Source organism: Nocardia sp. NPDC005978, from assembly GCF_040614455.1.
Classification (GTDB): domain Bacteria; phylum Actinomycetota; class Actinomycetes; order Mycobacteriales; family Mycobacteriaceae; genus Nocardia.
In genome coordinates, this window is sequence record NZ_JBEXUS010000004.1 from 1 (window position 1) to 26,388 (window position 26,388).

The 26,388-nt window shown below is 68.7% G+C and carries 24 protein-coding genes; 20 read left to right on the plus strand and 4 right to left on the minus strand.

Annotated features, from left to right (window positions below; genetic code table 11):
- The 8 genes from ABZ319_RS02680 to ABZ319_RS02715 all read left to right on the plus strand — a co-directional run.
- A partial coding sequence (locus tag ABZ319_RS02680; RefSeq protein ID WP_354984547.1) for an aminotransferase class I/II-fold pyridoxal phosphate-dependent enzyme occupies positions 1–1,328 on the plus strand: 1,328 nt, incomplete at its 5' end.
- A 201-nt stretch (positions 1,329–1,529) separates the two neighbouring features.
- The gene (locus ABZ319_RS02685; RefSeq protein WP_354984548.1) at positions 1,530–2,465 is read left to right on the plus strand and encodes an SDR family NAD(P)-dependent oxidoreductase; all 936 of its coding nucleotides are present in this window, start codon (positions 1,530–1,532) and stop codon (positions 2,463–2,465) included.
- Positions 2,462–3,424 carry an SDR family NAD(P)-dependent oxidoreductase gene (locus ABZ319_RS02690; protein ID WP_354984549.1) on the plus strand — a complete coding sequence of 321 codons (963 nt, stop codon included), beginning with the start codon at positions 2,462–2,464 and terminating at the stop codon, positions 3,422–3,424. Before ABZ319_RS02685 ends, ABZ319_RS02690 begins: the two co-directional genes overlap by 4 nt.
- A gap of 82 nt (positions 3,425–3,506) precedes the next feature.
- Positions 3,507–4,382 carry an alpha/beta hydrolase gene (locus tag ABZ319_RS02695; RefSeq protein WP_354984550.1) on the plus strand — a complete coding sequence of 292 codons (876 nt, stop codon included), beginning with the start codon at positions 3,507–3,509 and terminating at the stop codon, positions 4,380–4,382.
- A 122-nt stretch (positions 4,383–4,504) separates the two neighbouring features.
- Positions 4,505–5,683 (plus strand): hypothetical protein, encoded by a 1,179-nt coding sequence (locus ABZ319_RS02700; protein ID WP_354984551.1) that lies wholly within the window; start codon positions 4,505–4,507, stop codon positions 5,681–5,683.
- A 141-nt stretch (positions 5,684–5,824) separates the two neighbouring features.
- Entirely contained in the window at positions 5,825–6,478 is a 654-nt protein-coding gene (locus tag ABZ319_RS02705; protein WP_354984552.1) for a TetR family transcriptional regulator, read from the plus strand.
- Positions 6,479–6,486: 8 nt separating this feature from the next.
- The gene (locus tag ABZ319_RS02710) at positions 6,487–7,350 is read left to right on the plus strand and encodes a 3-hydroxyacyl-CoA dehydrogenase (RefSeq protein ID WP_354984553.1); all 864 of its coding nucleotides are present in this window, start codon (positions 6,487–6,489) and stop codon (positions 7,348–7,350) included.
- A gap of 46 nt (positions 7,351–7,396) precedes the next feature.
- Positions 7,397–9,160, plus strand: coding sequence for an oleate hydratase (locus ABZ319_RS02715; RefSeq protein WP_354984554.1), 1,764 nt, complete (start codon positions 7,397–7,399; stop codon positions 9,158–9,160).
- A gap of 3 nt (positions 9,161–9,163) precedes the next feature.
- On the opposite strand, the gene ABZ319_RS02720 is transcribed toward ABZ319_RS02715, so the two are convergent.
- Both ABZ319_RS02720 and ABZ319_RS02725 read right to left on the minus strand, forming a co-directional pair.
- On the minus strand, positions 9,164–10,357 hold the full coding sequence (locus tag ABZ319_RS02720) for a hypothetical protein (RefSeq protein WP_354984555.1): 1,194 nt from the start codon (positions 10,355–10,357) through the stop codon (positions 9,164–9,166).
- A gap of 122 nt (positions 10,358–10,479) precedes the next feature.
- On the minus strand, positions 10,480–11,406 hold the full coding sequence (locus tag ABZ319_RS02725; RefSeq protein ID WP_354984556.1) for a LysR family transcriptional regulator: 927 nt from the start codon (positions 11,404–11,406) through the stop codon (positions 10,480–10,482).
- A gap of 124 nt (positions 11,407–11,530) precedes the next feature.
- Between ABZ319_RS02725 and ABZ319_RS02730 the strand changes: the two genes are divergently transcribed.
- The 8 genes from ABZ319_RS02730 to ABZ319_RS02765 all read left to right on the plus strand — a co-directional run bounded on the left by ABZ319_RS02730 (position 11,531) and on the right by ABZ319_RS02765 (position 19,032).
- The gene (locus ABZ319_RS02730; protein WP_354984557.1) at positions 11,531–12,223 is read left to right on the plus strand and encodes a type 1 glutamine amidotransferase domain-containing protein; all 693 of its coding nucleotides are present in this window, start codon (positions 11,531–11,533) and stop codon (positions 12,221–12,223) included.
- A 5-nt stretch (positions 12,224–12,228) separates the two neighbouring features.
- Positions 12,229–12,780, plus strand: a complete 552-nt coding sequence (locus ABZ319_RS02735; protein ID WP_354984558.1) for a helix-turn-helix domain-containing protein — start codon at positions 12,229–12,231, stop codon at positions 12,778–12,780.
- Entirely contained in the window at positions 12,777–13,790 is a 1,014-nt protein-coding gene (locus tag ABZ319_RS02740; RefSeq protein ID WP_354984559.1) for an NADP-dependent oxidoreductase, read from the plus strand. The genes ABZ319_RS02735 and ABZ319_RS02740 overlap by 4 nt, the downstream gene beginning before the upstream one ends.
- Positions 13,791–13,852: 62 nt before the next feature.
- Positions 13,853–15,496, plus strand: a complete 1,644-nt coding sequence (locus ABZ319_RS02745; RefSeq protein WP_354984560.1) for a vWA domain-containing protein — start codon at positions 13,853–13,855, stop codon at positions 15,494–15,496.
- 7 nt (positions 15,497–15,503) lie between these two features.
- The gene (locus tag ABZ319_RS02750) at positions 15,504–16,091 is read left to right on the plus strand and encodes a hypothetical protein (protein WP_354984561.1); all 588 of its coding nucleotides are present in this window, start codon (positions 15,504–15,506) and stop codon (positions 16,089–16,091) included.
- Positions 16,088–17,221 carry a hypothetical protein gene (locus ABZ319_RS02755; RefSeq protein WP_354984562.1) on the plus strand — a complete coding sequence of 378 codons (1,134 nt, stop codon included), beginning with the start codon at positions 16,088–16,090 and terminating at the stop codon, positions 17,219–17,221. Before ABZ319_RS02750 ends, ABZ319_RS02755 begins: the two co-directional genes overlap by 4 nt.
- Before the next feature lie 202 nt (positions 17,222–17,423).
- Positions 17,424–18,644, plus strand: coding sequence for a cytochrome P450 (locus ABZ319_RS02760; RefSeq protein WP_354984563.1), 1,221 nt, complete (start codon positions 17,424–17,426; stop codon positions 18,642–18,644).
- A gap of 19 nt (positions 18,645–18,663) precedes the next feature.
- Complete coding sequence (locus ABZ319_RS02765) at positions 18,664–19,032, plus strand: limonene-1,2-epoxide hydrolase family protein (protein ID WP_354984682.1); 369 nt, start codon at positions 18,664–18,666, stop codon at positions 19,030–19,032.
- Between the two features lie 184 nt (positions 19,033–19,216).
- Here the strand turns inward: ABZ319_RS02765 and ABZ319_RS02770 are convergent, their stop codons facing one another.
- A complete protein-coding gene (locus ABZ319_RS02770) occupies positions 19,217–19,681 on the minus strand; it encodes a YiiD C-terminal domain-containing protein (RefSeq protein ID WP_354984564.1) in 465 nt (154 codons plus the stop codon).
- 286 nt (positions 19,682–19,967) lie between these two features.
- Between ABZ319_RS02770 and ABZ319_RS02775 the strand changes: the two genes are divergently transcribed.
- Together ABZ319_RS02775 and ABZ319_RS02780 are read left to right on the plus strand one after the other, a co-directional pair.
- Positions 19,968–21,203 carry an MFS transporter gene (locus ABZ319_RS02775; RefSeq protein ID WP_354984565.1) on the plus strand — a complete coding sequence of 412 codons (1,236 nt, stop codon included), beginning with the start codon at positions 19,968–19,970 and terminating at the stop codon, positions 21,201–21,203.
- 97 nt (positions 21,204–21,300) lie between these two features.
- A complete protein-coding gene (locus ABZ319_RS02780; protein WP_354984566.1) occupies positions 21,301–22,212 on the plus strand; it encodes a sterol desaturase family protein in 912 nt (303 codons plus the stop codon).
- Here ABZ319_RS02780 and ABZ319_RS02785 read toward each other — a convergent pair.
- Entirely contained in the window at positions 22,113–22,865 is a 753-nt protein-coding gene (locus ABZ319_RS02785) for a dienelactone hydrolase family protein (protein ID WP_354984567.1), read from the minus strand. The genes ABZ319_RS02780 and ABZ319_RS02785 overlap by 100 nt on opposite strands.
- A gap of 167 nt (positions 22,866–23,032) precedes the next feature.
- Here ABZ319_RS02785 and ABZ319_RS02790 point away from each other — a divergent pair, with 167 nt between their 5' ends.
- Both ABZ319_RS02790 and ABZ319_RS02795 read left to right on the plus strand, forming a co-directional pair.
- The gene (locus tag ABZ319_RS02790; RefSeq protein WP_354984568.1) at positions 23,033–24,025 is read left to right on the plus strand and encodes an LLM class F420-dependent oxidoreductase; all 993 of its coding nucleotides are present in this window, start codon (positions 23,033–23,035) and stop codon (positions 24,023–24,025) included.
- A gap of 135 nt (positions 24,026–24,160) precedes the next feature.
- Complete coding sequence (locus tag ABZ319_RS02795) at positions 24,161–25,630, plus strand: DUF222 domain-containing protein (RefSeq protein WP_354984569.1); 1,470 nt, start codon at positions 24,161–24,163, stop codon at positions 25,628–25,630.
- Positions 25,631–26,388: the final 758 nt, after the last annotated feature.

A 26,388-nucleotide genomic window follows, 5' to 3' on the forward strand; every position in this document is an offset into this window, starting at 1 on the left:
CCGCGAACGGCCCGGCGGTGCGCACGGGAGCGGCGGCCCGGCCCGGCGCGTCCGGTGCGGCCGCGCGGGCCCCGCGCGGACCCGGGCGGCAGTTCACCGACCATCCCGAGGTCGCCGCGGCCGTGCGGAAGCGGGCGCTCATCGCGTCGATGAGCGAGCAGTCCGGCATGACGAGCCCGGTGTTCCTGCCGCGAACCAGCCCCAACGACACCGTCATCCGGGCCGAGGGGACAACCGGGGACCTGATCAACTTCAGCGCCTACAACTACCTGGGCCTGTCCAGTCACCCGCGGGTGGTGCAGGCCGCCAAGAACGCGCTCGACGAGTACGGCGCCTCGGCCTCGGCGAGTCGCATCGTCTCGGGTGAGATCCCGCTCTACGGCGAGCTGGAGCGCAGGCTCGCCGACACCTACGACGTCGGCGACGCCATGGTGACCACCAGCGGCTACCTCACCAACGCCGGGGTGATCGGCTTCCTGCTCGGCGAGGGCGATGTGGCCTTCTGCGACACGCTCATTCACGGCAGCGTGGTGTCGGGCACCCAGTGGGCGGGCTGCCGCCGCATCAATTTCCGGCACAACGACCCCGAGTCGCTGCGCGCGGTGCTGCGCATGTCGCGCTCGGGCTTCGATCGCGCGCTGGTGGTGCTCGAGGGGCACTACAGCATGGACGGCACGGTCGGCCGAGTCGCCGAACTCGCCGCCGTCGCACGGGAATTCGACTGCGCCGTGATGGTCGACGAAGCGCACTCGTTCGGCGTCTTCGGCGCACGCGGGCACGGCATTCGCGAGCACTACGGCATGCTCGGGTCCGAGGTCGACATCTGGATGGGCACGCTGTCCAAGGCGCTGGGGAGTTGCGGCGGATTCATCGCCGGGGATGCCGACCTCATCGCCGCCATGAAGGCCAGCGCCCCCGGCGTGGCCATGCTCACCGGCGGCCCGGCGCCCTCCACCATCGCCGCGGCCCTGGCCGGGCTCGAGGTCATGGACGCCGAGCCCAAGCGGATCAGCAGGCTGTGGCGCAATGCCGAGTTCTTCCACTCCGCCCTGCGCGAGCGGGAACTGAATCTCGGTGATTCCCAGGGCACCCCGATCGTGCCGGTCATCGTCCCCGGCGAGATCCGCGCCGGATTCGTCTCGGCCATGCTGCTGCAGCGCGGGGTCTACGCGGGCGCCATCTCGGCCCCCGCCGTCCCCCTCGGCAAGGAGCGGCTCCGCTTCTTCATCACCTCCGAGCACACCGAACAGCAATTGCTCGGCACCGCCGACCTGCTCGCCGAAACGGTCGCACTCGCGAATCACGTCCCCGAGGGCGCGGCCGTCTGACACTCGATCGCACCACCCGCGAAGGCGCTGCCGCACAGCGCCTTCCGCATCGCCTCAGCCGCCGACTCCGGTCGGCGGCTGACTCGTTCCCGCGGCCCCGCACGCCGCCCCTTCACTGTCTGGGACAGTTGACGTAGACTGTCGGGACGGTGAGCCCGCCGTGTCGCGGCTCAGCGGTGGCGACGAGGCCGAGGAGAGTGCATGTCCAAGTTCCGGAACAAGCTGGTGGTGGTGACCGGCGCGGGGAGCGGCATCGGCCGCGCGACCGCGGAATGCTTTGCCGCACAGGGCGCGCGGGTGGTGATCAGCGATATCAACAAGGACGGCGCCCAGCGCACCGCCGACACCGTCGCCGAACTGGGCGGGCAGGGCTTCCCGTACGCGGTGGACGTCTCGGACCCCGAGGCGATGACCGAGTTCGCCGCCGACGTCTACACCGCCCACGGCACCCCGGCGGTCCTGGTCAACAACGCCGGATACACCACGGCGGGACCGTTTCTCGGCCACTCGGCCCAGGATTGGGACCGCATCATGGCGGTCAACTTCTGGGGCCCGGTCTACGGCAGCCGGCTGTTCGGACGGCAGATGGTCGACGACGGCGCGGGCGGGCGCATTCTCAACGTCACCTCACCGGCCGCGGTGGTGCCCATTCCGCTCAGCACGCCGTACTGCACCAGCAAGGCCGCGGCGCAGATGCTCACCGAATGCCTGCGCTTGGAGTTCGCGGGCACCGGAGTCGGTGTGACAGCGGTGCTTCCGGCCTTCATCAACACCGGCTTCTACCCCTCGGCCCAGGTTGTGGGCCTGGATCCGCGGATGGCCGCGCGCGGGCGCGACATCTCGGTGCTGGTCGCCAAGCTGGTCGCCCGCGACCCGAAGACGATCGGCCGCAACATCGTTCGCATCGCCGGGCGCAATCCCGCCATCGCCGCCACCCCGATCGAGGCCCGCCTCGTCTGCACCGCGGCCCGCATCTCCCCCGCGGGCGCTCGCCTGGCCGCGCGCTTCATGGACACCCGGCAGCTGGTGGAATTGGTGACGCGCTACGTCCCCGACGCCGTGCTGGACCGCGTCGACGATACCCTCGCGCGGCTGCTGCCCGCGGAGTTCCCCGCCGACACGGAGGCCGTGCGATGACGAACTTCCACCCCCGGGTCGCCGTGGTCACCGGCGCCGGCAGCGGCATCGGGCGCGGCATCGCCAAGGCGCTGGCCCAGCGCGATGCCTCGGTCATCGTGGCCGACATCAATCTCGCCACCGCGCTCGACACGGTGGAAGTGATTCGCGCACAGGGTGGTTCGGCACACGCGTACGCGCTCGACGTCGCCGACACTCCCGCCCTCGAAGCGTTCGCCGAAACAGTGCGCGCCGAGCACGGGGTGCCGGACGTGGTGGTCAACAATGCCGGGATCATCGTCGGCGGGCCATTTCTCGACGTCCCGCTCGAGGATCTGCGGCGCATCATCGACATCAATATGATGGCGATGATCCACGGCTGCCGGATATTCGGCGCGCAGATGGCCGAGCGCGGCACCGGCGGGCAACTGGTGAACATCGCCTCGATGGCGGCCTTCGCACCCGCCCGTCTCACCGGCCCGTACAGCATCGGCAAGGCCGCGGTGAAGCACTTCAGCGAGACCCTGCGCGCGGAGCTGGCCGCCCAGCACATCGGCGTCACCGTGGTCTGCCCCGGCCTGATCGCCACGAATCTGCCCGCCACCGCGGCGGTCGCCACCCTCACCGGCGATCAGGTCGAGATCGGGAAGAAGGCCATGATCAAGGCCATGACCTACCTGGGCATGGACCCGGACAAGGCGGGCCGCAAGATCGTCGCGGCGGCCGCGCGCAATCAGGCGGTACTGCCGCTGCGCCCGGAATCATGGGTGGGCTACCGCGTGGCCCGGGCATTCCCGAACCTCACCCGCGGCGCACTCCGGGTGATCACCGGCCCCGAACTCGAACGCGTGGGCCGGCTGCTCATCGACCGGCCCGAGGTGCTGCGCGCCGCCGAGCGCCTGGCCGAACGGCTCCCGCAGCGGGAAGGCTTGCAAACCTATTGGGAGCCAACGGCATACGAGCCCGGAGCACACGTCTGAGACACTCCCCGGCCCGCCGCCCGCCCGGGATGGCAGGATCACTGACGGTCATGTCATTTCGAGCAGTCGGTGGGTGAAGACGATGAAGTCCAGCGCAACCAGGTCACGCACACGGGTCGGCGAGATGATCCCGGTCCTCGATCGCGAGGTGCACGTGCGCGAGGACGGGCCGGCCGACGGCAAGCCGGTGCTGCTGCTGCACGGCTTCGAGGGCTCGCTGCACTGGTGGGACGCGCTCACCCCGCTGTTGTCCGGCGACTACCGGGTCATCCGCCCGGACCTGCTCGGATTCGGTTGCACCGGAGGCAGTTCCGGTTTCGATCAGGACGGCCAGGGCGACATGCTCGCGGGCCTGCTCACCGCCCTGGACATCGAGAACGTGGCGGTGGTCGGGCATTCCTGGGGTGCGGACGCCGCGCTCGCGGTGGCCGCCCGCACCGAGCGGGTCAGCGAGGTGGTCATCATCGATCAGGCCCCGGATCTGAGCTATCTCACCGTCACGCCGGGTGCGCCCGTGCTCGCGTTCGCCCCGATCGCGATGCTGGTGCAGCACCTCGCCCCCGAGCCGCTGGTGCGGCGTGCGCTGTCCGAGGGCTTCGCACGCGGCTTCGATCTCGACGCCGCCGTACCCGGTCCGGCGCAGATGATCAGCGACCATCGGGCCATGTCGTGGCGGGCCTATCGGGAGGTCAGCGCGGTTCGCCGCCGGGCCCTGGCCGCCAATCCCCTGGACCGTCAGCTGGAGATGACCGAGCTGCCCGCGCTCGTCGTCCACGGGCGGCACGACGGGATGTACGACTGGCAGCGCACCCGCGATCGCTACACCGCGGTGGGCGCGCGCTTCGAACTCATCGACGAGGCCGGGCACAGCCCGAACGTGGAGACGCCCGAACGGCTCGCGGAGATTCTTCGCGACTTCTTGGCTACTTCACAGAAGGTCACCGATACACCGGTCTGATCTGGGTTTTCGTTGAGGAACAAGGTCATCTCAATCCGGTCGAGGCCCGCCCGGAACCAGACCTGGCCATTACCCTGGCTAACGCCTGGGGATGACCGGCAACCTCAACCTAAGGACGGCCGATGTTCACACAGTCCGACCTTTCCACCCTGATCAAAGCCGCGCCGGGGCGCGGTGTTTCCATTTTTCTGCCCACCCACGTGAGCGGGCCGCAGACCCGGCAGGATCCGATTCGCTTCCGGAATCTGCTGACCGAGGCGCACACCGCACTGCTGGCCGCGGGCGCGAGCAAAACCGAGGCCCGCGAGCTGCTCGCCCCCGCCGAGGCGCTCATCGAGGACTATCCCTTCTGGCAGCACCGGGATCAGGGCTTGGCCCTGTTCCTGGGCGCGGACGGCACCCAGTACCGCCACCGGGTGCCCCTGGAACTGACCGAACAGGTGGTGGTCGGCAGCGACTTCTACGTGAAGCCGCTGCTCCCGCTGCTGGCCGCCGACGGCGAATTCGCCGTTCTCACCATGACCGCCGAGGGCGCGCACCTGTATTCGGCCTCCCGGTTCGCCATGACCGAGGACTACGACGGCGGCCTGCCCGGCAGCCCGACCGACAATCTCGACGACGACCGCCAGAACCGCGTGCAGGCCACCCCCGCCGCACGCCCGCACACCGGCGGCCGCACCAGCGCCAGCACCCAGGCCTACGGCGTCACCCCGACGGATTGGCGCAAGACCACCCTCGAGGAGTGGACGGGCAAGGTGGCCGCCGCCGTCGATCGGCACCTGACCGACACCGCCATCCCGCTGGTGCTGGTCGCCGATCCGGAAATGACCGGCCAGTTCAAGAAGCGCACCACCCTGGGCCCGCTGCTGGCCGGCACGGTGGACACCAACCCCGCGGCGCTGACCGGGCCGAAGCTGCACGCCGCCGCCTACGAGGTGGTCCGGCCGCGTTTCGAGGCCGCCCAGCGCGCCGCCGTCGAGCACGCCGCGCAACTGCTGGCCGACAGTCCCACCCGGGTCGCGGTCACCATCGGCGAGGTGGTGCGCGCGGCCTTCCAGGGACGCGTCGAATCGCTGCTCGTCACCCAGGGCGCGGCCGAGTGGGGCCGCTTCGACGAAATGACCGACGCGGTCGAAACCCATTCCGAGCCCGGCACTTCGGTGATCGACCTGGCCGAGTACGCCATCGTGCGCACCCTCGAACACAAGGGCGCGATCTACCTGCTCGCGGCCGAGCAGATCGAGGGGTTGTTCCCGGCCAGCATCGCCGCCCCGGCCGCCATCGCGGTCCTGCGTTTCTGATCCATCCGCCCGGCGCGAGCTCGAATCCGCGCCGGGTTCCGGCGTGCCGATCGTGACCGGCGGCGGGTTGCAAACTCGTTAGCCAGGCGTACGCTCTTCAATGAGTCCACTCATTACGGGATGCGGAAGCGGAGGTGTCGAATGGCGGTCAACAACCAATCGGCACAGGTCAACAGGCGTACGCGCGGCATGCTCGACAAGCAGGACCGCATTTTCGAGGCCGCCGCGGCGCTGTTCGCCGAGCGCGGTTTCGCCAACGTCACCACCCAGCAGATCTCCGATCGCGCCGACATCGCGGCGGGCACGCTGTTCCGGTACGCCGCCTCCAAGGGCGAGCTGTTCCTCATGGTCTTCAACCGGGATTTCCGCACCGCGCTCGACGCGGGCGACCGGGCGGCCCGCACCGAAACCGATTCCGTACCGGCGCTGCTCGCCATGGTGCGGCCGATCACCGCGGCCGCCCGCCGCGGCGCCGAGAACACCGCGATCTATCAGCGCGAACTGCTGTTCGGATCACCCGCCGAGAAGTACCGCGTCCAGGGCCTGGAGCTGGTGGCACGGGCCGAGGCGATGTTCGCCGGCCGGCTGGCCGCCGACGCCCGGGCCCGTGGCATCGACGACCCGCGAGTGGACGAACAGGCCCGGCTGACCGGACGCGGCATCTTCGCGGTGCTGCACCTGGCATTGGCCCGGCCCGCCACCGGCGTCGATCCCGAGCACGACCCGATCGAGGATCTGCGGGCGCAGATCGCCCTGCTGGTCACCGGATTCTTCGCCGCACTCACCCACCGATAGGAGAGAGCATGAGCATCGATATTCGCAAGGTCACCGTCCTGGGAACCGGCGTGCTCGGTTCGCAGATCGCCTTTCAGACCGCCTTCAGCGGCTTCGAGGTCACCGCGTACGACATCAGCGACGACGCGCTGAAGGCCGCGCAGGACCGCTTCGACAAACTCGCCGCGATCTACAAGACCGACGTCGCCGGCGGCGGGGACGGTAAGGCCGAACAGACCGCGGCCGGCATCACGCTGACGTCGGATCTGGCCGAGGCGGTGCGGGACGCCGACCTGGTGATCGAGGCGGTGCCCGAGGTGCTGTCCATCAAGCAGGACACCTACCGCAAGCTCGGCGAATCCGCCCCGGAGAAAACAATTTTCGCGACCAACTCCTCCACTCTGCTGCCCAGCGACATGGTGGAGTTCACCGGCCGCCCGGATCGATTCCTCGCGCTGCACTTCGCGAATCAGGTGTGGAAGTTCAACACCGCCGAGGTCATGGGCACCCCCGCGACCGACCCGAAGGTGTACCAGGCCGTCGTCGACTTCGCCTCGGCGATCGGCATGGTGCCGATCGAATTGCACAAGGAGAAGGCGGGTTACGTCCTCAACTCGCTGCTCGTGCCGCTGCTGAACGCGGCCATGGCACTGAGCGCGGGCGGCTACGCCGATCCCGAGGCGGTGGACAAGACCTGGAGCATCGCCACCGGCGCGCCCATGGGCCCGTTCCGGATCCTGGACGTCATCGGCCTCACCACGCCCTACAACATCCTGGTCAACAGCGACGACGAGAACGGCAAGAAGCTGGCCGCGTGGCTCAAGAGCAACTACATCGACAAGGGCAAGCTCGGCATCGCCACCGGGGAGGGCTTCTACAAGTACTCGGCGTAATTCTCCTGCCGCACACCATGTTCGAAACGATTCGAGAAGGAGCCAGATGTACTACAGCAACGGCAACTACGAAGCGTTCGCCCGGCCCCGCAAGCCCGCGGGCGTCGAGGACAAGACGGCATGGTTCGTAGGGTCCGGCCTGGCCTCGCTCTCGGGCGCGGCCTTCCTCATCCGCGACGGGCGGCTGCCCGGGAACAAGATCACCATCCTGGAAGAGCTGAAGCTGCCCGGCGGCGCGCTCGACGGCATCAAGGAACCGAAGAAGGGCTTCGTCATTCGCGGCGGGCGCGAGATGGAGAACCACTTCGAGTGCCTGTGGGATCTGTTCCGCTCCATCCCCTCCATGGAGATCGACGACGCCAGCGTGCTGGACGAATTCTATTGGCTCAACAAGGATGACCCGAATTTCTCGCTGCAGCGCGCCACCCTGAACCGCGGTCAGGACGCGCACACCGACGGCCTGTTCACCCTGAACGAGAAGGCGCAGAAGGACATCATCAAGGTCTTCCTGGCCACCCGCGAGGAGATGGAGAACAAGCGCATCGAGGAGGTGTTCTCGAAGGACTTCCTGGAGAGCAACTTCTGGATGTACTGGCGCACCATGTTCGCGTTCGAGGAGTGGCACAGCGCGCTCGAGATGAAGCTGTACCTGCACCGCTTCATCCACCACATCGGTGGCCTGCCGGACTTCTCGGCGCTCAAGTTCACCAAGTACAACCAGTACGAGTCGCTGGTGCTGCCGCTCTACCGCTGGCTGCTGGACCAGGGCGTGACGTTCAAGTTCGACACCACGGTCACCGACGTGGATTTCGAGATCACCGCGTCGCGCAAGCAGGCCAAGCGCATTCACTGGGTGTCCGAGGGCGTCACCGGCGGGGTCGACCTGGGCGCGGACGATCTGCTGCTCATGACGATCGGCTCCCTCACCGAGAATTCCGACGAGGGCGATCAGCACACCCCGGCGAAGCTCGACGAAGGCCCGGCCCCGGCCTGGGATCTGTGGCGCACCATAGCCGCCAAGGATCCGGCGTTCGGGCGGCCCGAGGTCTTCGCCGGCGACATCAGCAAGACCAAGTGGGAATCCGCGACGGTGACAACCCTGGATCAGCGCATCCCCGAATACATTCAGAAGATCTGTAAGCGAGATCCCTTCAGCGGCAAGGTCGTCACCGGCGGCATCGTGACGGTGAAGGATTCGAGCTGGCTGATGAGCTGGACGGTGAACCGCCAGCCGCACTTCAAGAAGCAGCCCAAGGACCAGATCGTGGTGTGGGTGTACGCGCTGTTCGTCGACACCCCCGGCGACTACGTCAAGAAGTCCATGCAGGAGTGCACGGGCGAGGAGATCACCCAGGAGTGGCTGTACCACATGGGAGTTCCGGTCGAGGACATTCCGGAGCTGGCCGCGAACGCCGCCAAGTGCGTGCCGGTCATGATGCCGTACGTGACGGCGTTCTTCATGCCGCGCACCGCCGGTGACCGCCCGCAGGTGGTGCCCGAGGGCGCGGTGAACTTCGCCTTCATCGGCCAGTTCGCCGAGACCACCCGCGACTGCATCTTCACCACCGAGTACTCGGTGCGCACGGGCATGGAGGCCGCGTATCAGCTGCTCGACATCGAACGCGGCGTGCCGGAGGTCTTCGGTTCGACCTATGACATCCGGTCGCTGCTGGCCGCCACCAGCCGGTTGCGCGATGGCGAGGCCATCGACCTGCCCGGCCCGCAGATCCTGCGCAAGCGCCTGATGAAGCGGCTGGACGGCACCGAGATCGGTGAGCTGCTCACCGAATTCGGGCTGCTCGAGAAGTAGCGGCTACTCGACGAACCACCGCAGCCCCGAGCCACCGGCGGCATCGCAGAACAGGCCGGTGCCGTCCGGGGCGCGGCCCCGCTGCCCGGCCTTCTTGCACGGCTGACCTTCCACGCCCGCGACCACGGGCCCCGCGCTCCCGCTCGGGGTGGTCGCGGTCGTGGTCGGCGCGGCGGAGGTGGTGGTCGGCACCGGCGCTTCGCAGGAGTACCAGAGTCCGTACTGCTTGGAGGTGTACTCCGACAGGCAGCCGAAGGCGACCGGGCCGGCCGAGCTGAATTGCACACCCGTTCCGGCGCTTTCGTTGACGCAGAACAGCCCGGCGTTGTCCATGCGGCAGACGTAGTCGTCGAAATCCAATCGGCTGCCGTAGGTCAGGATGTGGCCGTCGCCGAGCGTGAACTGCCCGGGGTCGCCCTGCATCCGCCCGATGCCCAGGGTCGCCCCGGGGTAGTCGATCCAGTTTCCGACCCAGTTGCCCGAGGCCTTCGACGGGCGCTCGGGCGGGTTGTCCAGGTCAGCCATGCAGGTCAGCCCCTGCTGCTGGGGGTTGGCGCGCTTGGGCGTCATGCACCGGATCTTGCCGGTCGGGCTGGTGAAGGCGACGGCCGAACCCAGATCGCTGGTGACGCCGGAGGTGTTGGTCACGGTGTGGAAGTCGGCGTCGTCGGCGGGAGTGCCCGCCTTGATCCAGGTGAGCACCGAGGACAGCGCGGCCCCGGCGGCCGGGGGTTTGGATTGTGCCGAGGTGGTGGTGACCGGCGGCGGGGTCGTCTCGGTCACCGTGGGCGCTGCCGCCACGCCGGTGTCGCTCGGTCCCATGAAGTGCCGGGTGGTGAAGAACGTGCCCACGGCCAGTGCCACCAGCACCACGGCCGCCAGCGCGATCAGCCCGGCCCGTTCGGCCTGCGATCGAGCACGGGCGGGCGGGCGCCGGGGTGACTGCCGGGTGGCGGCCGGTCCGCCGGGCTCGGGGTCACCGGTGGGCGCGTAGTCATCGCGGATGGGCTCGAAGACATCGGTGACCTGCGACCAGAGGTCGGCGTCGGGCACGTGCCTGCCCGCGTCCCGCGACCACGGCTCGCCGTCCCGCGACCGCGATTCGGCCTCCCGCGACCGCGGGTCGCTGTCCCGCGACCACGGCTCGGCGCTCTGCGTCCACGTGTCGTCGTCGGGCCGACGGTATCCCGGTGACATCGAATCCCTCTATCTCCTTGGTGCGCAGGCGGATCTGCATCCCGTTCCGCCTTGCCGGTCAGCATAAGACCAAAACGGACATACTCCCCGGTAGGTATGCGGTCCGATCCGGCGCCGCCGAGTCAGTCGGCGCAGGCCCGCCAGATCCCCGCCGTCTCCAGCAGCCGATCCCGAGTCCGATCGGCGTGTACACGCGGCGGTCCCCCGACCCGCCGTGCCAGGTAGACGGTGTTGATCGGCGCGTCCTGCGGATCCAGCAGCAGGACGAGATTTCCCGCGGCGAGTTCACGCGAGCACAGATAGCGCGGGAGCACCGACACGCCCGCCCCGGCGACGACCGCCGAGAGCACCGCCCGCAGATCCGGAATGACCAGGGCCGCTTCGGCTTCGAGCCGGGTGCCGAACACGTGCCGCCAGTACCGGCGCACGATCGGCAGGTCCGCGGCATAGCTGACCAGCGGGACCCCGGTGAAGTCATTGGCGCGCAAACGCTCCGGATCGACGCCCGCCGCCACCGCCGGGGCCGCGACGAGCACGAACTCCTCATCGGCGAGGGGTTCGGCCAGTAGCGTGCGCCCGCGCGGGCGAATGGTGGACAGCACCAGATCGAGCTTGCCGACCCGCAGATCGGCCAGCAGATCATCGGCCAGGCCCGTGACCACGGTCAGCCGCACACCGGCGGCGACCAGCGGGGCGAGCGCGGGCAACACCAGGGCCGCGAGCAATTCGGCCGGGCCGCCCAGCAAAACCGGCGGCTCCGCGGCGCTCTCGGCGGGCGCGTTCCCGACCACGATCTCCAGCGCGTCGAGCGGATCGGACACCCGGACCGCGAGATCGTGTGCGGCGGCGGTCGGGGTGACCCCGCGCGGCAGCCGTTCGAACAACGGCCGCCCGATGCCGCGCTCGAGCGCCTGCAATTGGGTGGTGACCGTCGGCTGTGACAGCCCGACCTGCGCGGCGCCGGCCGTGATCGATCCGGCTCGGTAGACGGCCAGGAAGGTCCGCAGCTGGGCGAGATCCACCGAACCATCGGTCTGCCTATGTCTCATATAGGCGAGTCTATTGGTCAGTCGATCCGAGAGTGCCTAGCGTGGGTGGCACGACGACCTGACACATCGCATACGAAATGTCAGGTGATCCAGTCCGCAGCCCGTTCCGATTCGAGGAGATTTCATGGCCAAGGTTCTTTTCGTCATGACCGGCGTCGATCATTGGACGCTGAACGACGGTACGAAACACCCGACCGGGTACTGGGCCGAGGAGTTCGCCGCACCCTACGAGGCACTGCGCGGGGCCGGGCACGAGATCGTGGTCGCGACACCCGGCGCGGTCGTGCCGACGGTGGATCGCGGCAGCCTCGCCGCCGATGCCAACGGGGGCCAGGCCGGCGCCGAGAAGGTCGCCGAGACGCTGCGCGCGGCCACCGAGCTGACCCGGCCCATCGACCTCGCCGATGTCCGGCTCGACGACTACGACGCCGTCTACTACCCCGGCGGCCACGGCCCGATGGAAGACCTCGCCGTGAACGCCGACTCCGCACGGCTGCTCACGGCCGCCCTCGCCTCGGGCAAGCCCCTCGGTGTGGTGTGCCACGCGCCCGCCGCCCTGCTGGCGACCGCCGATGCCGAGGGGCGTTCCCCGTTCGCCGGGTACCGGGTCGCGGCCTTCTCCAACGCCGAGGAGACCCAGGCCGGCCTGGCCGACAAGGCCCCGTGGCTGCTGCAGGATCGGCTCGTCGCGCTCGGCGTGGACTACCGCGAGGGCGAGCCCTGGGCACCGAAGATCGAGGTCGACCGCAATCTGTACACGGGCCAGAATCCGGCGTCCTCGGCTCCGCTGGCGGCGGAGCTGCTGAAGGCGCTCTGAGTTCGATGGCCGACCGGACCGCGGATGTACTCGACGCCACCCAGCGCTGCCTGCTGCGCTACGGGGTGCGACGGACCACCATGGACGACATCGCCGCCGAGACAGGCGTTTCCAGGTCCGCGGTCTACCAGTACGTCCGCGGCAAGGACGATGCCGTACGGCGGCTCACCGAGCGACTGCACGGCACCGCACTCGAACACGCTCGCGCGGCCGCGAACGCGGATGCCCCACTGGCCGAACGGGTGCACGGGATTCTGGCGGCGAAGGTCGAACTGACCTCCGGCCCGTTCGCCGAATCCCCGCACGCCGCCGAGCTTCTCGATGAGCAGGCCCGGCTCAACGGCGATATCTGCCGCCGCTTCACCGGCGATCTGCACGGCATCCTCACCGCGACGCTCACCGGCGCGCACCTGCGCGATCCCGCGGACACCGCACACATCTTGCTGGCCACCACCATCGGCCTGCTCGCCGCACGCCGCACCGACCTGGTGCCCCGTGCCGCCACCGCCGTCCTGCACGGCATGCACTCGAAACATCCCGAAGGAGAACAGCTATGACCGTAGCCAGTCGTGAGTGGCGTCTGATCGCACGCCCGTTCGGCGAACCGAAGCCCGCGGACTTCGAACTCGCCACCGTCGATCTGCCCGATCCGGCGCCGGGGCAGTTGCTGGTGCGCAACGACTGGCTGTCCGTGGACCCGTACATGCGGGGACGGATGAACGACGTCGAATCCTATATTCCGCCTTTCGTTCTCGACGAGGCGATGACCGGCGGCGCGGTGGGCACGGTCGTGGCCTCGGCATCCGACGCCGTCGCGGTCGGCGCGACCGTGTCGCATTTCGCGGGCTGGCGCGAATACGCGCTGCTGGACGCGGGCTCGGCGCAGGTCGTCTCCACCGAAACCGCTCCGGCACAGGCTTATCTGGGCCTGCTCGGCACCACCGGCCTGACCGCCTACGCGGGCCTGACCGAGATCGCGCCCGTGCGGGAGGGCGACGTGGTCTTCATCTCCGGGGCCGCGGGCGCGGTCGGCTCGGTGGCCGGGCAGGTCGCGAAACAGCTCGGCGCGGCCAAGGTGATCGGCTCCGCCGGTGGCCCCGGCAAGGCGGCGCGCCTGCGCACCGACTTCGGCTTCGACGCCGCGATCGACTACCGCGCGGGCGATCTGGCGGAACAGCTCGCCGCCGCCGCGCCCGAGGGCATCGACGTGTACTTCGACAATGTCGGCGGCGATCACCTGGACGCGGCCCTGGTCACCATGAACCGCTACGGCCGCATCGCGCTGTGCGGTGCGATCTCGATCTACAACGACACCGAACCCGCACCCGGCCCGCGTCACCTGCCGCTGGCCATCGGCAAGCGGATCACCCTGCGCGGCATGAACGTCAGCGATCACATGCACCAGCTGCCCGAGTGGTTCGCCAAGGCCGGCGGCTGGCTGGCCGACGGCTCACTGCGGACCGAGGAGACAATCGTCGAGGGCATCGACCAGGCCCTGGACGCCTTCACCGCGATGATGAACGGCGCGAACACCGGCAAGATGCTGGTTCGACTACCGCACAACTGATTTCGCCCGGCGCTCATCCGCCGTTCACCCGCGCCACACCCCGCCGTGTTTAGGCTCTCGACATGGAGGGGAAGGTGGCGCGGCGGGTCCGCCCGCACACGAAACTGATTGTCGCACTGCTGGTCACGGCGGCCGCACTGGTCGCCGGTTGTACGGGGTCCGAGCCGGGGACGGGCCCCGTCACCGCGCACGACCCGAATGCCGATGTGATCAATATCGTCGCCGGTTCCGAACACGCCGCGGTCTTCGAGCACATCGTGCAGCCGTGGTGCCGGGAACAGGGCCTGACGTGCACCATGACCGCCATGGGTTCGGTCGATCAGGCCCGGCTGCTCCAGGGCGGCGACGCCCCCTACGACGCGTTCTGGTTCGCCGGCAGCGTCTTTCAACAGCTCGGCGACACCGAGCACCGGCTGCAGCGGGTCCAGCCCATGTTCAGCACCCCGCTGGTCTACGCCGGGCGCAAGAGCGACTTGGACGCGCTCGGGTTCACCGGTCGCGACGTGGGGATCGAAGAGATCCTGGCGGCGGTGGAGGCCAAGCGCACCACGGCGTGGATGACCAATCCCACCCAGTCCAATTCCGGCGCGACGGTGCTGCTGGGCTTCCTGAATCACTTCGCGGGCAACGGACCCGGGGTGGCGCTCACGGCCGACCAGCTGAACTCCGAACCCGTGCGGACCGGAATCACCAGATTCGCCCGGGCTTTCGCGCGCACCCCACCCTCGACCGGGCTGCTCATGGACGAATGCCTGGCCGCGCCGCAGCAGTGCCGGACGCTGTTCACCTACGAGGACCTGGTTATCGAGCGCAATCGGGACCTGATCGCGGCCGGTCGAGAACCGCTGCACGTCGTGTATCCCCGCGGGGTGCTGGCCATCTCGGACGCACCGCTGGGCTTCCTGCCGCACGGCGACAATCCCGCCAAGCTGGCCAACTTCGCCAAGCTCCAGGACTTCCTGCTCACCGCGGGCACCCAGCATCGGCTGACCGAGCTGGGCAGGCGGCCCATCACCAGTATCGGGCTGTCGCTGCCCGATGCCCCGCGCGCGGTGTTCGATCCCGATCGCGGCATCCGCGCCACGCTGACCGAGCAGCCCATCACCTATCCGGCCGCGCCGGTCATCGAAGCGGCACTGGACAATTACCAGACCGCCTATCGACCCCCGACCGATCTGGTCTACTGCATCGACGCCTCGGGCAGCATGGGCACCAACGGCGGCTGGGACGGCGTCCAGCAGGCCGCGGACCTGCTCTTCGACCCGGTGGAGTCCAAGAAATACCTGCTGCAGACCGGACCGCAGGACCGCACCGCGGTGCTGGTCTTCGACAGCGTCACCATCTCCGTACCGTGGACCGCCGGCAACGCCGCACCCGCCCTGCGAACCCTGCGCGGTGTCGTGCGCGATCGAAAGCCCAACGGCGGCACCGGAATCTACCGCTGCCTCGCCGCGGCGGCCAGCGCGTTCGAGGGTGCGCCCGACCCCGCCCGCAAGCGCCTGGTCATCCTGATGACCGACGGCACCGACACCGAGGGCGGCGGGCTGGACGCGATCACGCGCAGCGGTGTGCCGGTGGTGACCATCGGCTTCGGCAGCGCCGTGAACACCAAGGCGCTGAACGAGATCGCCCAGCGCACGGGCGGTTCCTACTTCAGTTCCGACAATATGGTCGCGGCCCTGCGCCAGGCCGTTGGTTACCGATAGGAGCGCGTTGCCGAGCAATTCCGTCCTGATCACCACCCTGGCGGTGCTGGTCCTGTCCTTCCTCGGGTTGTACGCGGTGCTGGGCTCCGCGGCCGGCGCGGCCTGCGTCGCGGCCGGCGCGGCGGTCCTGACAGCGCTTGCCGGACAGGCTCTTTCGGACCGCGCACGACGCGGCGCGCTGTCTCGCGAGCTGAGCGCGGCCACCCTGCGCGTGGCGGCCCGGGCAGGGCGCGTCGCCGATCCCGAGACCCGCGCGGCGCTGCTGCGGGCCTGCGACATCATCCCGAGCCTGGTCGAGCGCACCGAGCGGGCAGACCCCGGGCAGCTTCCGGCGCTCGCCGCGGGTCTGCGCGGCGGGCTGGCGAGCGTGGAATCGGTGCTCGATCGCTATCTCGAGATGCAGGAGCATCCGGCGCGCTTCCGCGACACCGACCGGCTGCTCGCGCGCAGCCGCGAGATACTGCGCGGCTTCGAACATTTCGCGGCCCATACCGCCGAGCAGATCGGCGATCCGGACCTGGAGTCCTTCTTCACCGATCTGGCCCGCCTGGAACTGAGCTATCCGCCCGTACTGCCCCCGAGCGAGGACAGATGAACAAGTCCCGACTGCCCGTGCTGCTGGCCGCCGTCGTCGCGATAGTGGTGATCGTGGTCGGCGTCGCGGTGATTCGCGGCTCCCGGGCCACCCCGGCCGCGGTCACCACCCTGAGCTGCCTGGGCGGTTCGGAGAAGTCCGCGCTCATGGCAGACGCCGACGTCCAGGCGATATTGCGCGACGACTACGGGCTGACCGTGAAATTCGACCAGCGCGGTTCCTACGACCTGGTCCAGGTCCCGACCGCGCAATTGCGGAGTCAGGGCGTCGGCTGCCTGTGGCCGTCCTCGGCGAGTGCGCGCAGCGTGTTCGAGGCGACGCATGACATCAACGACTTCCCCGGCTACCGGGCCGAATCGGTGCTGGAGACACCGGAAGTCGTCTACGCCGGACCGGCCGCGACCGACGCCCTGATCAAGGCCGGCATCGTCGCCCAGCGCGAGAACGCCTACTTCATAGTCGATCTCAAGCGCCTGCTGCTCGACTACATACTGCCCAAACAGAAGTGGGAGACGCTGGCCGCGCAGAACCTGGCGGGCCCGATCCGCATCACCAGCACCGATCCCGCGACCTCCAACTCCGGATTCAGCCTGCTGCAACTGGAATTGACGGTCATCGCCTCCGGCGACGTCTTCCAACCGCCCACCGTCGCCGAAGCCAAGGCCGGACTGCCCACCGTGCGCGGACTCTACGATGCCCAGGGCCTGCAGTCGGACAGCTCCAACGGCGGCTTCCGGGAGTGGCTGATCCAGGGCGCGGCCACGCTCTACGCGGGCTACGAGAACCAGGTCCTGCAGCAACTGGCGGCCTACCGCGACAATCCCGCCGCCACCGACGCGCTGCTGGCCGGGACGCGCATGCTGTATCCGGATCCGACGCTGTTCAACAGCAATCCGGTGCTCGCGCTGACGGCCGACGCCCAGCGCCTGATCACCGCGCTACAGGATCCCGACGTTCAGCGGATCGCCTGGCAGCGGTATGGCTTTCGCTCGGCCACCCAGCTGGGTGCGCCCGCCGCCGCGGACTTCGCCCGGATTCCGCTGGCCGCTCAGCCGCGCGGGACGGCGCCGCCCAAGGCGGATGTGACACTGCTGCTGCTCGGGTGTGTGCGCGACAACAGGTGCTCCTGAGAACCGGGAGCAATCTCGAGGCGAGACAGTCTGTCAAATATGTATCGCCGATAAATGTCTCTCACCAGGTGTTATCGATGCTTTCCCTGTCATACCGGGAAAGCGCGTACCTCTGAAATTCTCATACCGAGACACTTCTTGACACCCGATCCACCCCCGGGAAACCGTGTGCCGACGGCAGGTTCCCCGACCCGGAGTGGCAATGACACCGATCTCACCGGACGCGATCGATCTCTTCGATCCCGCCCACCTCGACGACCCGAATCCGCTGTACCGGCTGCTGCGCGAACATTCCCCGGTGTACCGCGTCCCGGGCACCGACTTCTTTCTGGTCAGCACCTGGGACCTGGTCACCGAGGCGGTGAGCAGACCCGAGATCTTCTCCTCGAACCTCACCGGCGTGCTGCTGCGGCAACCCGACGGCCCGCCGATCACCTTCGACATGGACGGCGGCGGCCAGGCCGTGCACGTGCTGGCCACCGCCGACGACCCGGCCCACCTGGTCCAGCGCAAACTGGTACAGCCGCTGCTGGCGAAGCGGATTCGCGGCCTCGCGCCCACCGTGCACGCGCTGGTCGGCACGCTGTGGGAGGACGGGCTGCGGGACGGGCGCATCGACTGGGCCACCGGGATGGCCGACCGACTTCCGCTGGCGCTGGTCGCCGACATCATCGGGCTCCCCGATGCCGATGTGCCGCAACTGCTGTCGTGGGCGTACGAGAGCACCGAGATGCTGGGCGGCGTGGTCGACGCCGACGGCTTCACCCGCTCGGTGGGCGCGGCGGCCGAGCTCACCGGCTACCTGTACACGAAATTCGCAGCCGCCCAGCAGAATCCCGGCGACGACCTGCTCGGGGTGCTGGCGCGCGCGTGCGCCGCCGGCGAGCTGACCGACACCGTCGCGGTCCTGGTGCTGGTTCAACTGGTGGGAGCGGGCGGCGAATCCACCGCGGGCCTGGTGTCCACCGCCGCGCGCATGCTGGCCGCCGATCCCGCACTGCAGCGGGAGATCCGGCGCGAGCCCGCGCTGCTGCCGGCCCTGCTGGACGAGGCGCTGCGCCTGGAATCACCCTTCCGGGCGCATCATCGCCACGTCACCGCCGACACCGTGCTGGGCGGGGTCGAGCTGCCCGCGGGCGGTCACGTGCTGCTGCTGTGGGGCGCGGCCAATCGCGACCCGGCCCGATTCGAGGATCCGGACACCCTGGATCTGGACCGGCGCAGCGGCGCGAACAACCTCGCCTTCGGCCGCGGCGTGCACTTCTGCGTCGGCTCGGCGCTGGCCAAGCTCGAGGCGACCGCCGCGCTGACGGCGCTGCTGGAACGCAGCTCGCATTTCACACTCGCCGACGACGCTCCCCCGCAATGGTTTCCGAGCCTGTTCGCGCGCCGGCACCGTAGCCTCACCCTGCAGATCTCCTGAAAGGCCCGACATGACCGACCTGTCCCCCGAAGCCCTGGTCACCGCGTTCTGCGCCGAATGGCTCACCGGCACACCCGAATCCATCGCCGAGTACTTCCACGACGACGCGATCTACCACAACATCCCGATGGCGCCGCTGCTCGGCAAGGCGGCCATCCTCGAGTTCCTGCGCGGGTTCATCGGCGCGTTCGGCGGGATCGAGTTCACGATCCACCACCAGTCCGCGAACGGCGGCACCGTGCTCAACGAGCGCACCGACCGCTTCACCCTGGGCGACAAGCCGATCGAGCTGCCGGTCATGGGCATCTTCGAGGTCTCCGGCGGCAAGATCACCGCCTGGCGCGACTACTTCGACATGGCACAGTTCGCGCAGATCGGCCAGTCTTGACGCAGCTCAGCCGGACCTGATGCGGCTCGGCCGGGCTCGGCTCAGGCCGACCATCGCCGATATCCGGATTTCGCGTCCGCGATCCTGGCACGACCGTCCCGGAACGACGGTCCGGCAAGACGGCCTGGCGCGACGGCCCCGGCGTCGGTATGACGCCGGGGCCGTCGCGTTCCGTGCGATTGCCCTACTTGCCGTGGGCGCGCAGCTGGTACAGGCCCTCGGTCTCCGCGACCACCACGCCGTTGGCGTCGATGACCTTCGCGGTCAGGGTGAAATCCGACTTGCCCTTGAGGTCGGCTTCCTCGGCGATACGGGCGATCTCCGCCTCCGACAGCGAGGCCTCGGCGATCACATCGGTGCCGGCCGGCTTGCGGAAGAAGATGTGCAGGTCCTTGACCAGCGGGTAGTACTTCGCGGTGTCGAAGCTGGCCAGCGCGAGCGCGCCGCCGAGCACCTCGGCCACGGTGAAGAGCACGCCCGCGTACATGACGCCGAAGTGGTTGCCGTTGCCCTCGGCCGGCACCTTGGTCGCCGCGTAGCCCGGCCGGACCTCGGTGGCCGTGACGCCCATCTTGTGCGCGATGGGGATGGTGAACTCGAGCGCGCTGTTCACTACCTCGTGCAGCGGCGGGGTGGCGTCGTTCGCCATGCGGACCTCCGTGTCTGAACTTACTGGCAATATGCCAACAGCACAGATCATCGTGCGTGAGGCGCGTCTCGCGCAAGTCCGCCCGGTCGGTCCCGGGTCCGGGCGGTGAACCCGGCCACATCCCAGCAAATACCGGCGGTCGCGCTCCTAGGATCGACCGAGGCCCATCGCCGTCCGCACCCGGATCGCGGCGCACATCGAGGCGGGCGATCCCACCGGTTTCGCCGCCCGCCCCGGCCGCACCCCCGACGCCAGTGCCCAGGCGTCGCACCGCGAGAGGATTTCGATGCCGACGCCGTCCGCCGCACCCACGCTGACCACCACCGCACCCGCGACCCGCGCGACCGAGCGCGCCTGGGTCGGCGTCGCGGCCGCCATCTTCGCCATCGCCTGGGGCGGAAACGAATTCACTCCGCTGCTGGTCATGTACAAGCGCGACGGACTGCCGCTGGCGACGGTCGACCTGCTGCTGTTCGAGTACGTGCTCGGCATCATTCCGGCGCTGCTCATCGGCGGGCCGCTGTCGGACCGCTACGGCCGCAGGCCTCTGATGCGGCCCGCACCCCTGGTCGCCGCGGCCGGGTCGCTGCTGCTCGCCTTCGGGGCCGGCTCGGTGCCCATGCTGTCGGCCGGGCGGGTGCTGTCCGGCATCGCGCTCGGACTGGCGATGGCGGTCGGCAGCAGCTGGCTCAAGGAACTCTCCCAGCCGCCCTACACCGCCGGGTCCGCCGCCGGCGCGGGGGCGCGGCGCTCGGCCATGAGCCTCACCGGCGGATTCGGTGTCGGAGCGGGAGTCGCCGGCGTGCTCGCGCAGTGGGGCCCGCTGCCGGACACCCTGCCCTATCTCCTCAATGTCGCGCTCTGCCTGGGCGCGGCGGCGTGGGTGCTGCGCGCACCGGAAACGATTGTGCCGCAACCCGTGACGGCCCGGCTGCTGGACGATCTGAAGGTCCCGGCCGCCGCGAACCGCCGCTTCCGGCTCGTCGCACTGCCGCTGTCGGTATGGCTGTTCACCTCCGCCGCAACGGCTTACGCGATCATGCCCACCCTCATGATGCCCAAGGTGCAGGGTGCGCCCATCGCCTTCTCCGCGCTCATCACCGTCATCACGCTGGGCTGCGGGTTCGCCGTGCAGTCGCTGGCCCGCCGGCTGGACCGGCCCGGCACCCTGCGGCTACCGGTGCTCGGGCTGTGCCTGACCGTGACCGGCATGCTGCTGGCCACCGTGGCCTCGGGTGCGCTCACGCTCTGGCTGACCGTGGCCACCGCGGTCCTGCTGGGGGCGGGCTTCGGCATCGGGCTGGTAGCCGGGCTGCTGGAGATCGAGCGCATGGCCCGGCCCGACGACCTGGCGGGCCTGACCGCGGTCTTCTACGCCGTGAGCTACCTGGGATTCGGCGTCCCGGCGGTGATGGCGGTGCTGCACCAGCACGCCGGGTTCGGCTATCCGGCGATGTTCCTGGCGCTGGCGGCCGCCGCGGCCGGCTGCCTCGGCCTGGTCACCCGAGCCGGACGGGGCTGAACCGCTGGTCACGCGGATCGCCCCTTCCGAATCCCGCGATCCGAGCCTTACAGTCGGGGTGATGAAGTAACCGCGTGTTCATCGGCGCGGGAGTGGAGTGAGCACCGTGGACCTGTGGGAACAGATCAATCAGCCCGTCACCTACGCGATCCCGTTCTTCGTGCTCGCCCTCGTCGTCGAGGTGCTCGCGCTGCGCGAGCACGGCGAGGACCGCACCGGGTACGACCGGGCCGACGCGCGCAACAGCCTGCTCATGGGCGCGGTCTCGGTCTTCGTCAGCGGGGCGGCCAAGTTCGTGGCGCTGCTCGGGTACGCGGTGCTGTACGTGCACGCGCCCTGGCAGCTGGATCCGCGCAATCCGCTGAGCTGGGTGGCCGTCATGCTGGGGGTGGATCTGCTCTGGTACGTGTACCACCGCACCTCGCACCGGGTCCGGCTGATCTGGGCCGCGCACCAGGTGCACCACAACAGCCGGTACTTCAACTACGCCACCGCGCTGCGGCAGAAGTGGAATCCGTGGTTCGAGCTGCTCATCTGGATTCCGCTGCCGCTGCTGGGCGTCGCGCCGTGGATGGTGTTCACGGCGTGGTCGTTCAATCTCATCTATCAGTTCTGGGTGCACACCGAGACGATCGGGAAGCTGCCGCGCTGGTTCGAGTTCCTGTTCAACACGCCCTCGCACCACCGGGTGCACCACGCCAGTGACGCGGAGTATTTGGACCGGAACTACGGCGGAATCCTGATCCTGTGGGACCGGATGTTCGGCACCTTCCGCGCGGAGACCTTCCGGCCGACCTACGGACTCACCAAGAACGTCGACAGCGACAATCTGCTGACGCTGCAGTACTACGAGTTCGGGGCGCTGTGGCGGGACCTGCGCTCCACCGGGCGGATTCGGGACTGGCTCGGCTACACGTTCGGGCCGCCCGGCTGGAAGCCCGGGGACAGGTGGGTGTCGAAGAAGGCGAAGATCCGCGCCCAGGCGTCGGATGTGGCGGCTTCGTCGTAGCCGAGCCCGGCCACGCGCAGCAGGCCCTGGGCGGGCAGGTCGTTGGCGAACGAGTGGCCCACGCCCGCATAGGTTTTGACGTCGTGGTCGATGCCGTACTCGGTGAGGACGCGTTCGAGTTTGTCGCCCCGCCCCCGGTTGGCCGGGTCGTTGGCGCCGTAGCTGGCCACGATCGGGCACGCGCCGCGCAACACCTCTTCGTAGTTGCCGCGGCCCGAGGGATAGAACGGGGCGGCGACGTCGAAGCCCTGCGGGGCGAGCAGCAGCGCAAAGGCGCCGCCGAGGCAGAAACCGACGATCGCGACCTTTCCGGTGCAGCGCTCGTCGGCGGTCAGCAGCGCGCGGGCGGCCTGGATGTCGCGGGTGGCCCGGCCGTCCTTGCTGCTGAGCATGTCCCGGAAGACGCTCGGCACGCAGCGCGCCTTACCCCGGGAGAAGAGGTCGGGCGCGACGGCGAGGTAGCCGTTGTCCGCGAGCAGGCGGGTCTTGCGCCGGATGTCGCCGCTGAGTCCGGCGATGTCGTGCAGCACCACGACCCCCGGCCAGGGCCCGTCCCCCGACGGGGTCTCGAATACCGCCGATACCGGTCCATCCGGTGCGGGCATCTGAATCGCGCTCATCGCCGAGCCCTCCCCACTGGTCGAAACGATCACCTGCGGCGCATCCTATCCCGTCTGGGACAACCATTTCGGGCATCGGGCGGATGGAATTAGACGCGCGGGGCGCGCAAAGGTTGCCCGCCGCGTCGCGGGCGAGAACAGTGGATCTCGGACCGCGTCTTCACGCGGACGGAAACTGCTCGGCAAACGGAGGAGAACTCGTGCGCTTCGGCCTATTCATCCCGCAGGGCTGGCGGCTCGATCTGGTCGGCATCGAGCCGGCTGCGCAGTGGGACGTGATGCGCGGGCTGGCGCAGCGCGCCGACGCGAATCCGGACTGGGAATCGCTGTGGGTGTACGACCACTTCCACACCGTGCCGGTGCCCACCGAGGAGGCGACCCACGAGGCGTGGACCCTCATGTCGGCGTTCGCGGCGACGACCGAGCGGATCCGCCTCGGTCAGATGTGCACGGCGATCAGCTATCGCAATCCGGCGTATCTGGCCAAGGTCGCCGCGACGGTCGATCTGATCTCCGGCGGGCGCGTGGAGATGGGCATCGGCGGCGGCTGGTACGAACACGAGTGGCGGGCGTACGGATACGGATTCCCCTCCGCCGGTGAGCGTCTCGGCCGCCTGGACGAGGGTGTGCAGATCTTCAAGCAGGCCTGGACGACCGGCAGCGCCACGCTCGATGGCAAGCACTATCAGGTGGACGGCGCGATCGTCCGCCCGCTTCCCCTGCAGGAGGGCGGGATTCCGCTGTGGATCGCGGGCGGCGGCGAGAAGGTGACGCTGAAGATCGCCGCGAAGTACGCGCAGTACACGAACTTCGCGGGCGGGCTCGACGAGTTCGCCCACAAGTCGGCGCTGCTGCGCGACCATTGCGCGGCCGTGGGCACGGACTTCGACGCGATCACCCGCAGCTCGAACTTCAACGTCGCCATCGCCGAGACGGAGGCGGAGGTCGAGGATCGCCTGGCGGCGCTGGAGGCCCGGTTGACGCCCTTCACCGGCGCGGAGGCCGCGAAGGCTCAGATCGACAACATCTTCCGGGGATCGGCTGCGGTGGGTACGCCCGAGCAGGTCATCGAAAACCTCGGCAAGGTCAAGGATCTGGGGCTGGCGTATACGATTCTGAACTTCCCCGAGTCGGCGTACGACACGAGCGGGATCGAGCTTTTCGAGAAGGAAGTTATTCCGGCTCTGCGGTGATGTTTCCGTAGGGTTGAGGGGTTGGCCGGCGTTTCGCGTTCTTCCGGGAATGTGGACGTCGGCCTATTCTGAATATTGTTGTATCACAATTGGATTGGGCTATTCTCGATTGCTATTGAGGGGTAGAATTGGGGTATGAATTCGGGAGGGGAATCCACAGCCGCGCAGGGTGCACTCGCACTCGGTGCCGCGGCGGAACTCCTGCTCGAAGCGCCCCTGTATTCGATGGGTGATGACGAGGTCATCGAACTCATGCAGGACATCGAAACCATCACACGCCAACTCGATGCCGCGAAACAACGGCTCGTGCTCGAATGCGGGACACGTAACTTACCCGCGCGGGCTGGGGTGAAGAGCCCGGTCCGGTTTCTTGTAGAGACACTGCGGCTTTCCCACGGTGACGCCGCCGCACGGGTGCGAAATACCGAACTGCTCTCTACGGTGTCCGAGGGCACGTTCACTCGGCCGCCGGTATTGCCGTTGGTCGCCGAAGCCCAGCGGGCCGGTGAAATCTCCCTCGACCACATTCGGGCTATTCACGAGGTGATCAAGCAGATCCCCGCCCGCGCGGGCGCGGAAGCCAAAGACTTCGTCGAGCGGAACCTGACCGTCTATGCGCGCCAAGGAGATCCAGCCGGGATCACCACGCTCGGTGTTCGAGTGTTGCTGCACATCGATCCTGATGGGTCGTTGACCGAGCATCGGGACCAGCAGATGCGGCGCGGGTTCACGATCGGGCATCCGCGCGCGGACGGGATGGCCCCCGTATCAGGGTGGGTGACCCCGCAGTTCCAGGCGGTAGTCTCCCCGGTCCTGGAGAAGCTCGCCCGCCCGGGCATGTGCAACCCGGACGATCCCGAGAGCCCTTGGTCCGCTGCCGAACTCGGCATCGATACCGCCACCGACGACCAGGACAGTGCCGGGGCTGATGCGCGGGCGAAGCTGCAAGCCGCTGCCACACGTGATCACCGCACCGCCGCCCAACGCAACCACGACGCGGTGATCGCGCTCCTGCGCCCGGACATGGGACCCACCCGGCTCGGGAACCATCGCGGACTGCCCGTCTCCACCGTGATCACCATGAGCCTGACCGACCTCGAACAACGCACCGGCAAAGCGACCACCGCCACCGGCGGCACCCTCTCGATCCGGGACGCGGTCGAACTCGCCGCCAACGCCACCCCGTACCTGGTCATCATCGACGCCGACGGCCGACCACTGCACTTCGCACGCGGAGAACGCCTCGCCACCCCCGAACAGCGCCTGGCACTCACCGCTGTCGAACGCGGGTGCACCCGCCCAGGATGTGATGCGCCAGCCACCCGGTCGGCCGTGCACCACATCAAGGAATGGGCCGATGGCGGCGAAACCGACATCGAGAACCTGACCTTCGCCTGCGATGCCTGCCACGCCCAGGTCAACACCGGCCCGAACGGGTGGAAAACGATAGTCATGCCCGAAGATTCGGAGCATCCGGGCAAAACCGGGTGGATACCACCACCGCATATCGACCCCGCTCGCAGACCCCGGGTGAACTTCCGTCATCACCCGCAAGTGCGCGGTCCCTCGGGGATCCCGGGTATCCCGGCGCGGCGACTCTGCTAGAGCGCTGCCCTACAGCCGAACCCGCAAAACCAAGAACAAGAACCGACCATTGGTCTTCACTCCAGTGGCCGACGTAGCCCCGAACCCACACGCACCCTTCGCCTTCCAGCGGGGTTCGGGAGGACAAGCAAGAACAACGAGGCAGTGCTGGTTACTTCGCCTGCCGTACCCGACTTCAGCTCCCCAGCTGGGAGCCTGTTCGCCCTCCCAGCCTGGCTGGATGGCCGTGGGAACCTTCTCAAGACCTACAGACACAAGATCCGTCATCGCTGAATGCCGGTACTGCCCCAAGGGGTGATTGTGGTGAGCGGTAATCGATTCGAGGCTTGCTCGTACCCCCACAGGTGGTGGATCACGTTTATCGGCCCGGTAGGGCTGGTACCGCCGTCGAGGCTCCCAGCCGGACCCCGCTGGGCCTCCGTTATCCAGGCAGCTCTCCCTCGGGAGGGCTGGAACCGCGCCCGGCCTCCTCAACCGCACCCCGCTGGTACTCGCTATCTAGGCCGTTCTCCCCGGAAGGGCTGGAACCGCAGCCCTCACTCAACCGGCCCCCGCTGGTACTCGTCATCCAGGCTGCTCGCCCCCGGAAGGGCTGGAACCGCAGCCCTTCCCGCCCGACCGCGCTCCGCTGAGTCTCGTTATCCAGGCTGCTCTTCTGCGGTAGGGCTGGTACTGCCGTCGAGGCTCCCACTGGGCCACGCTGGTATTCCGTTGTCCAGGCTTCTTTGCCGAGGAAGGGCTGGAACCGCACTCGATCT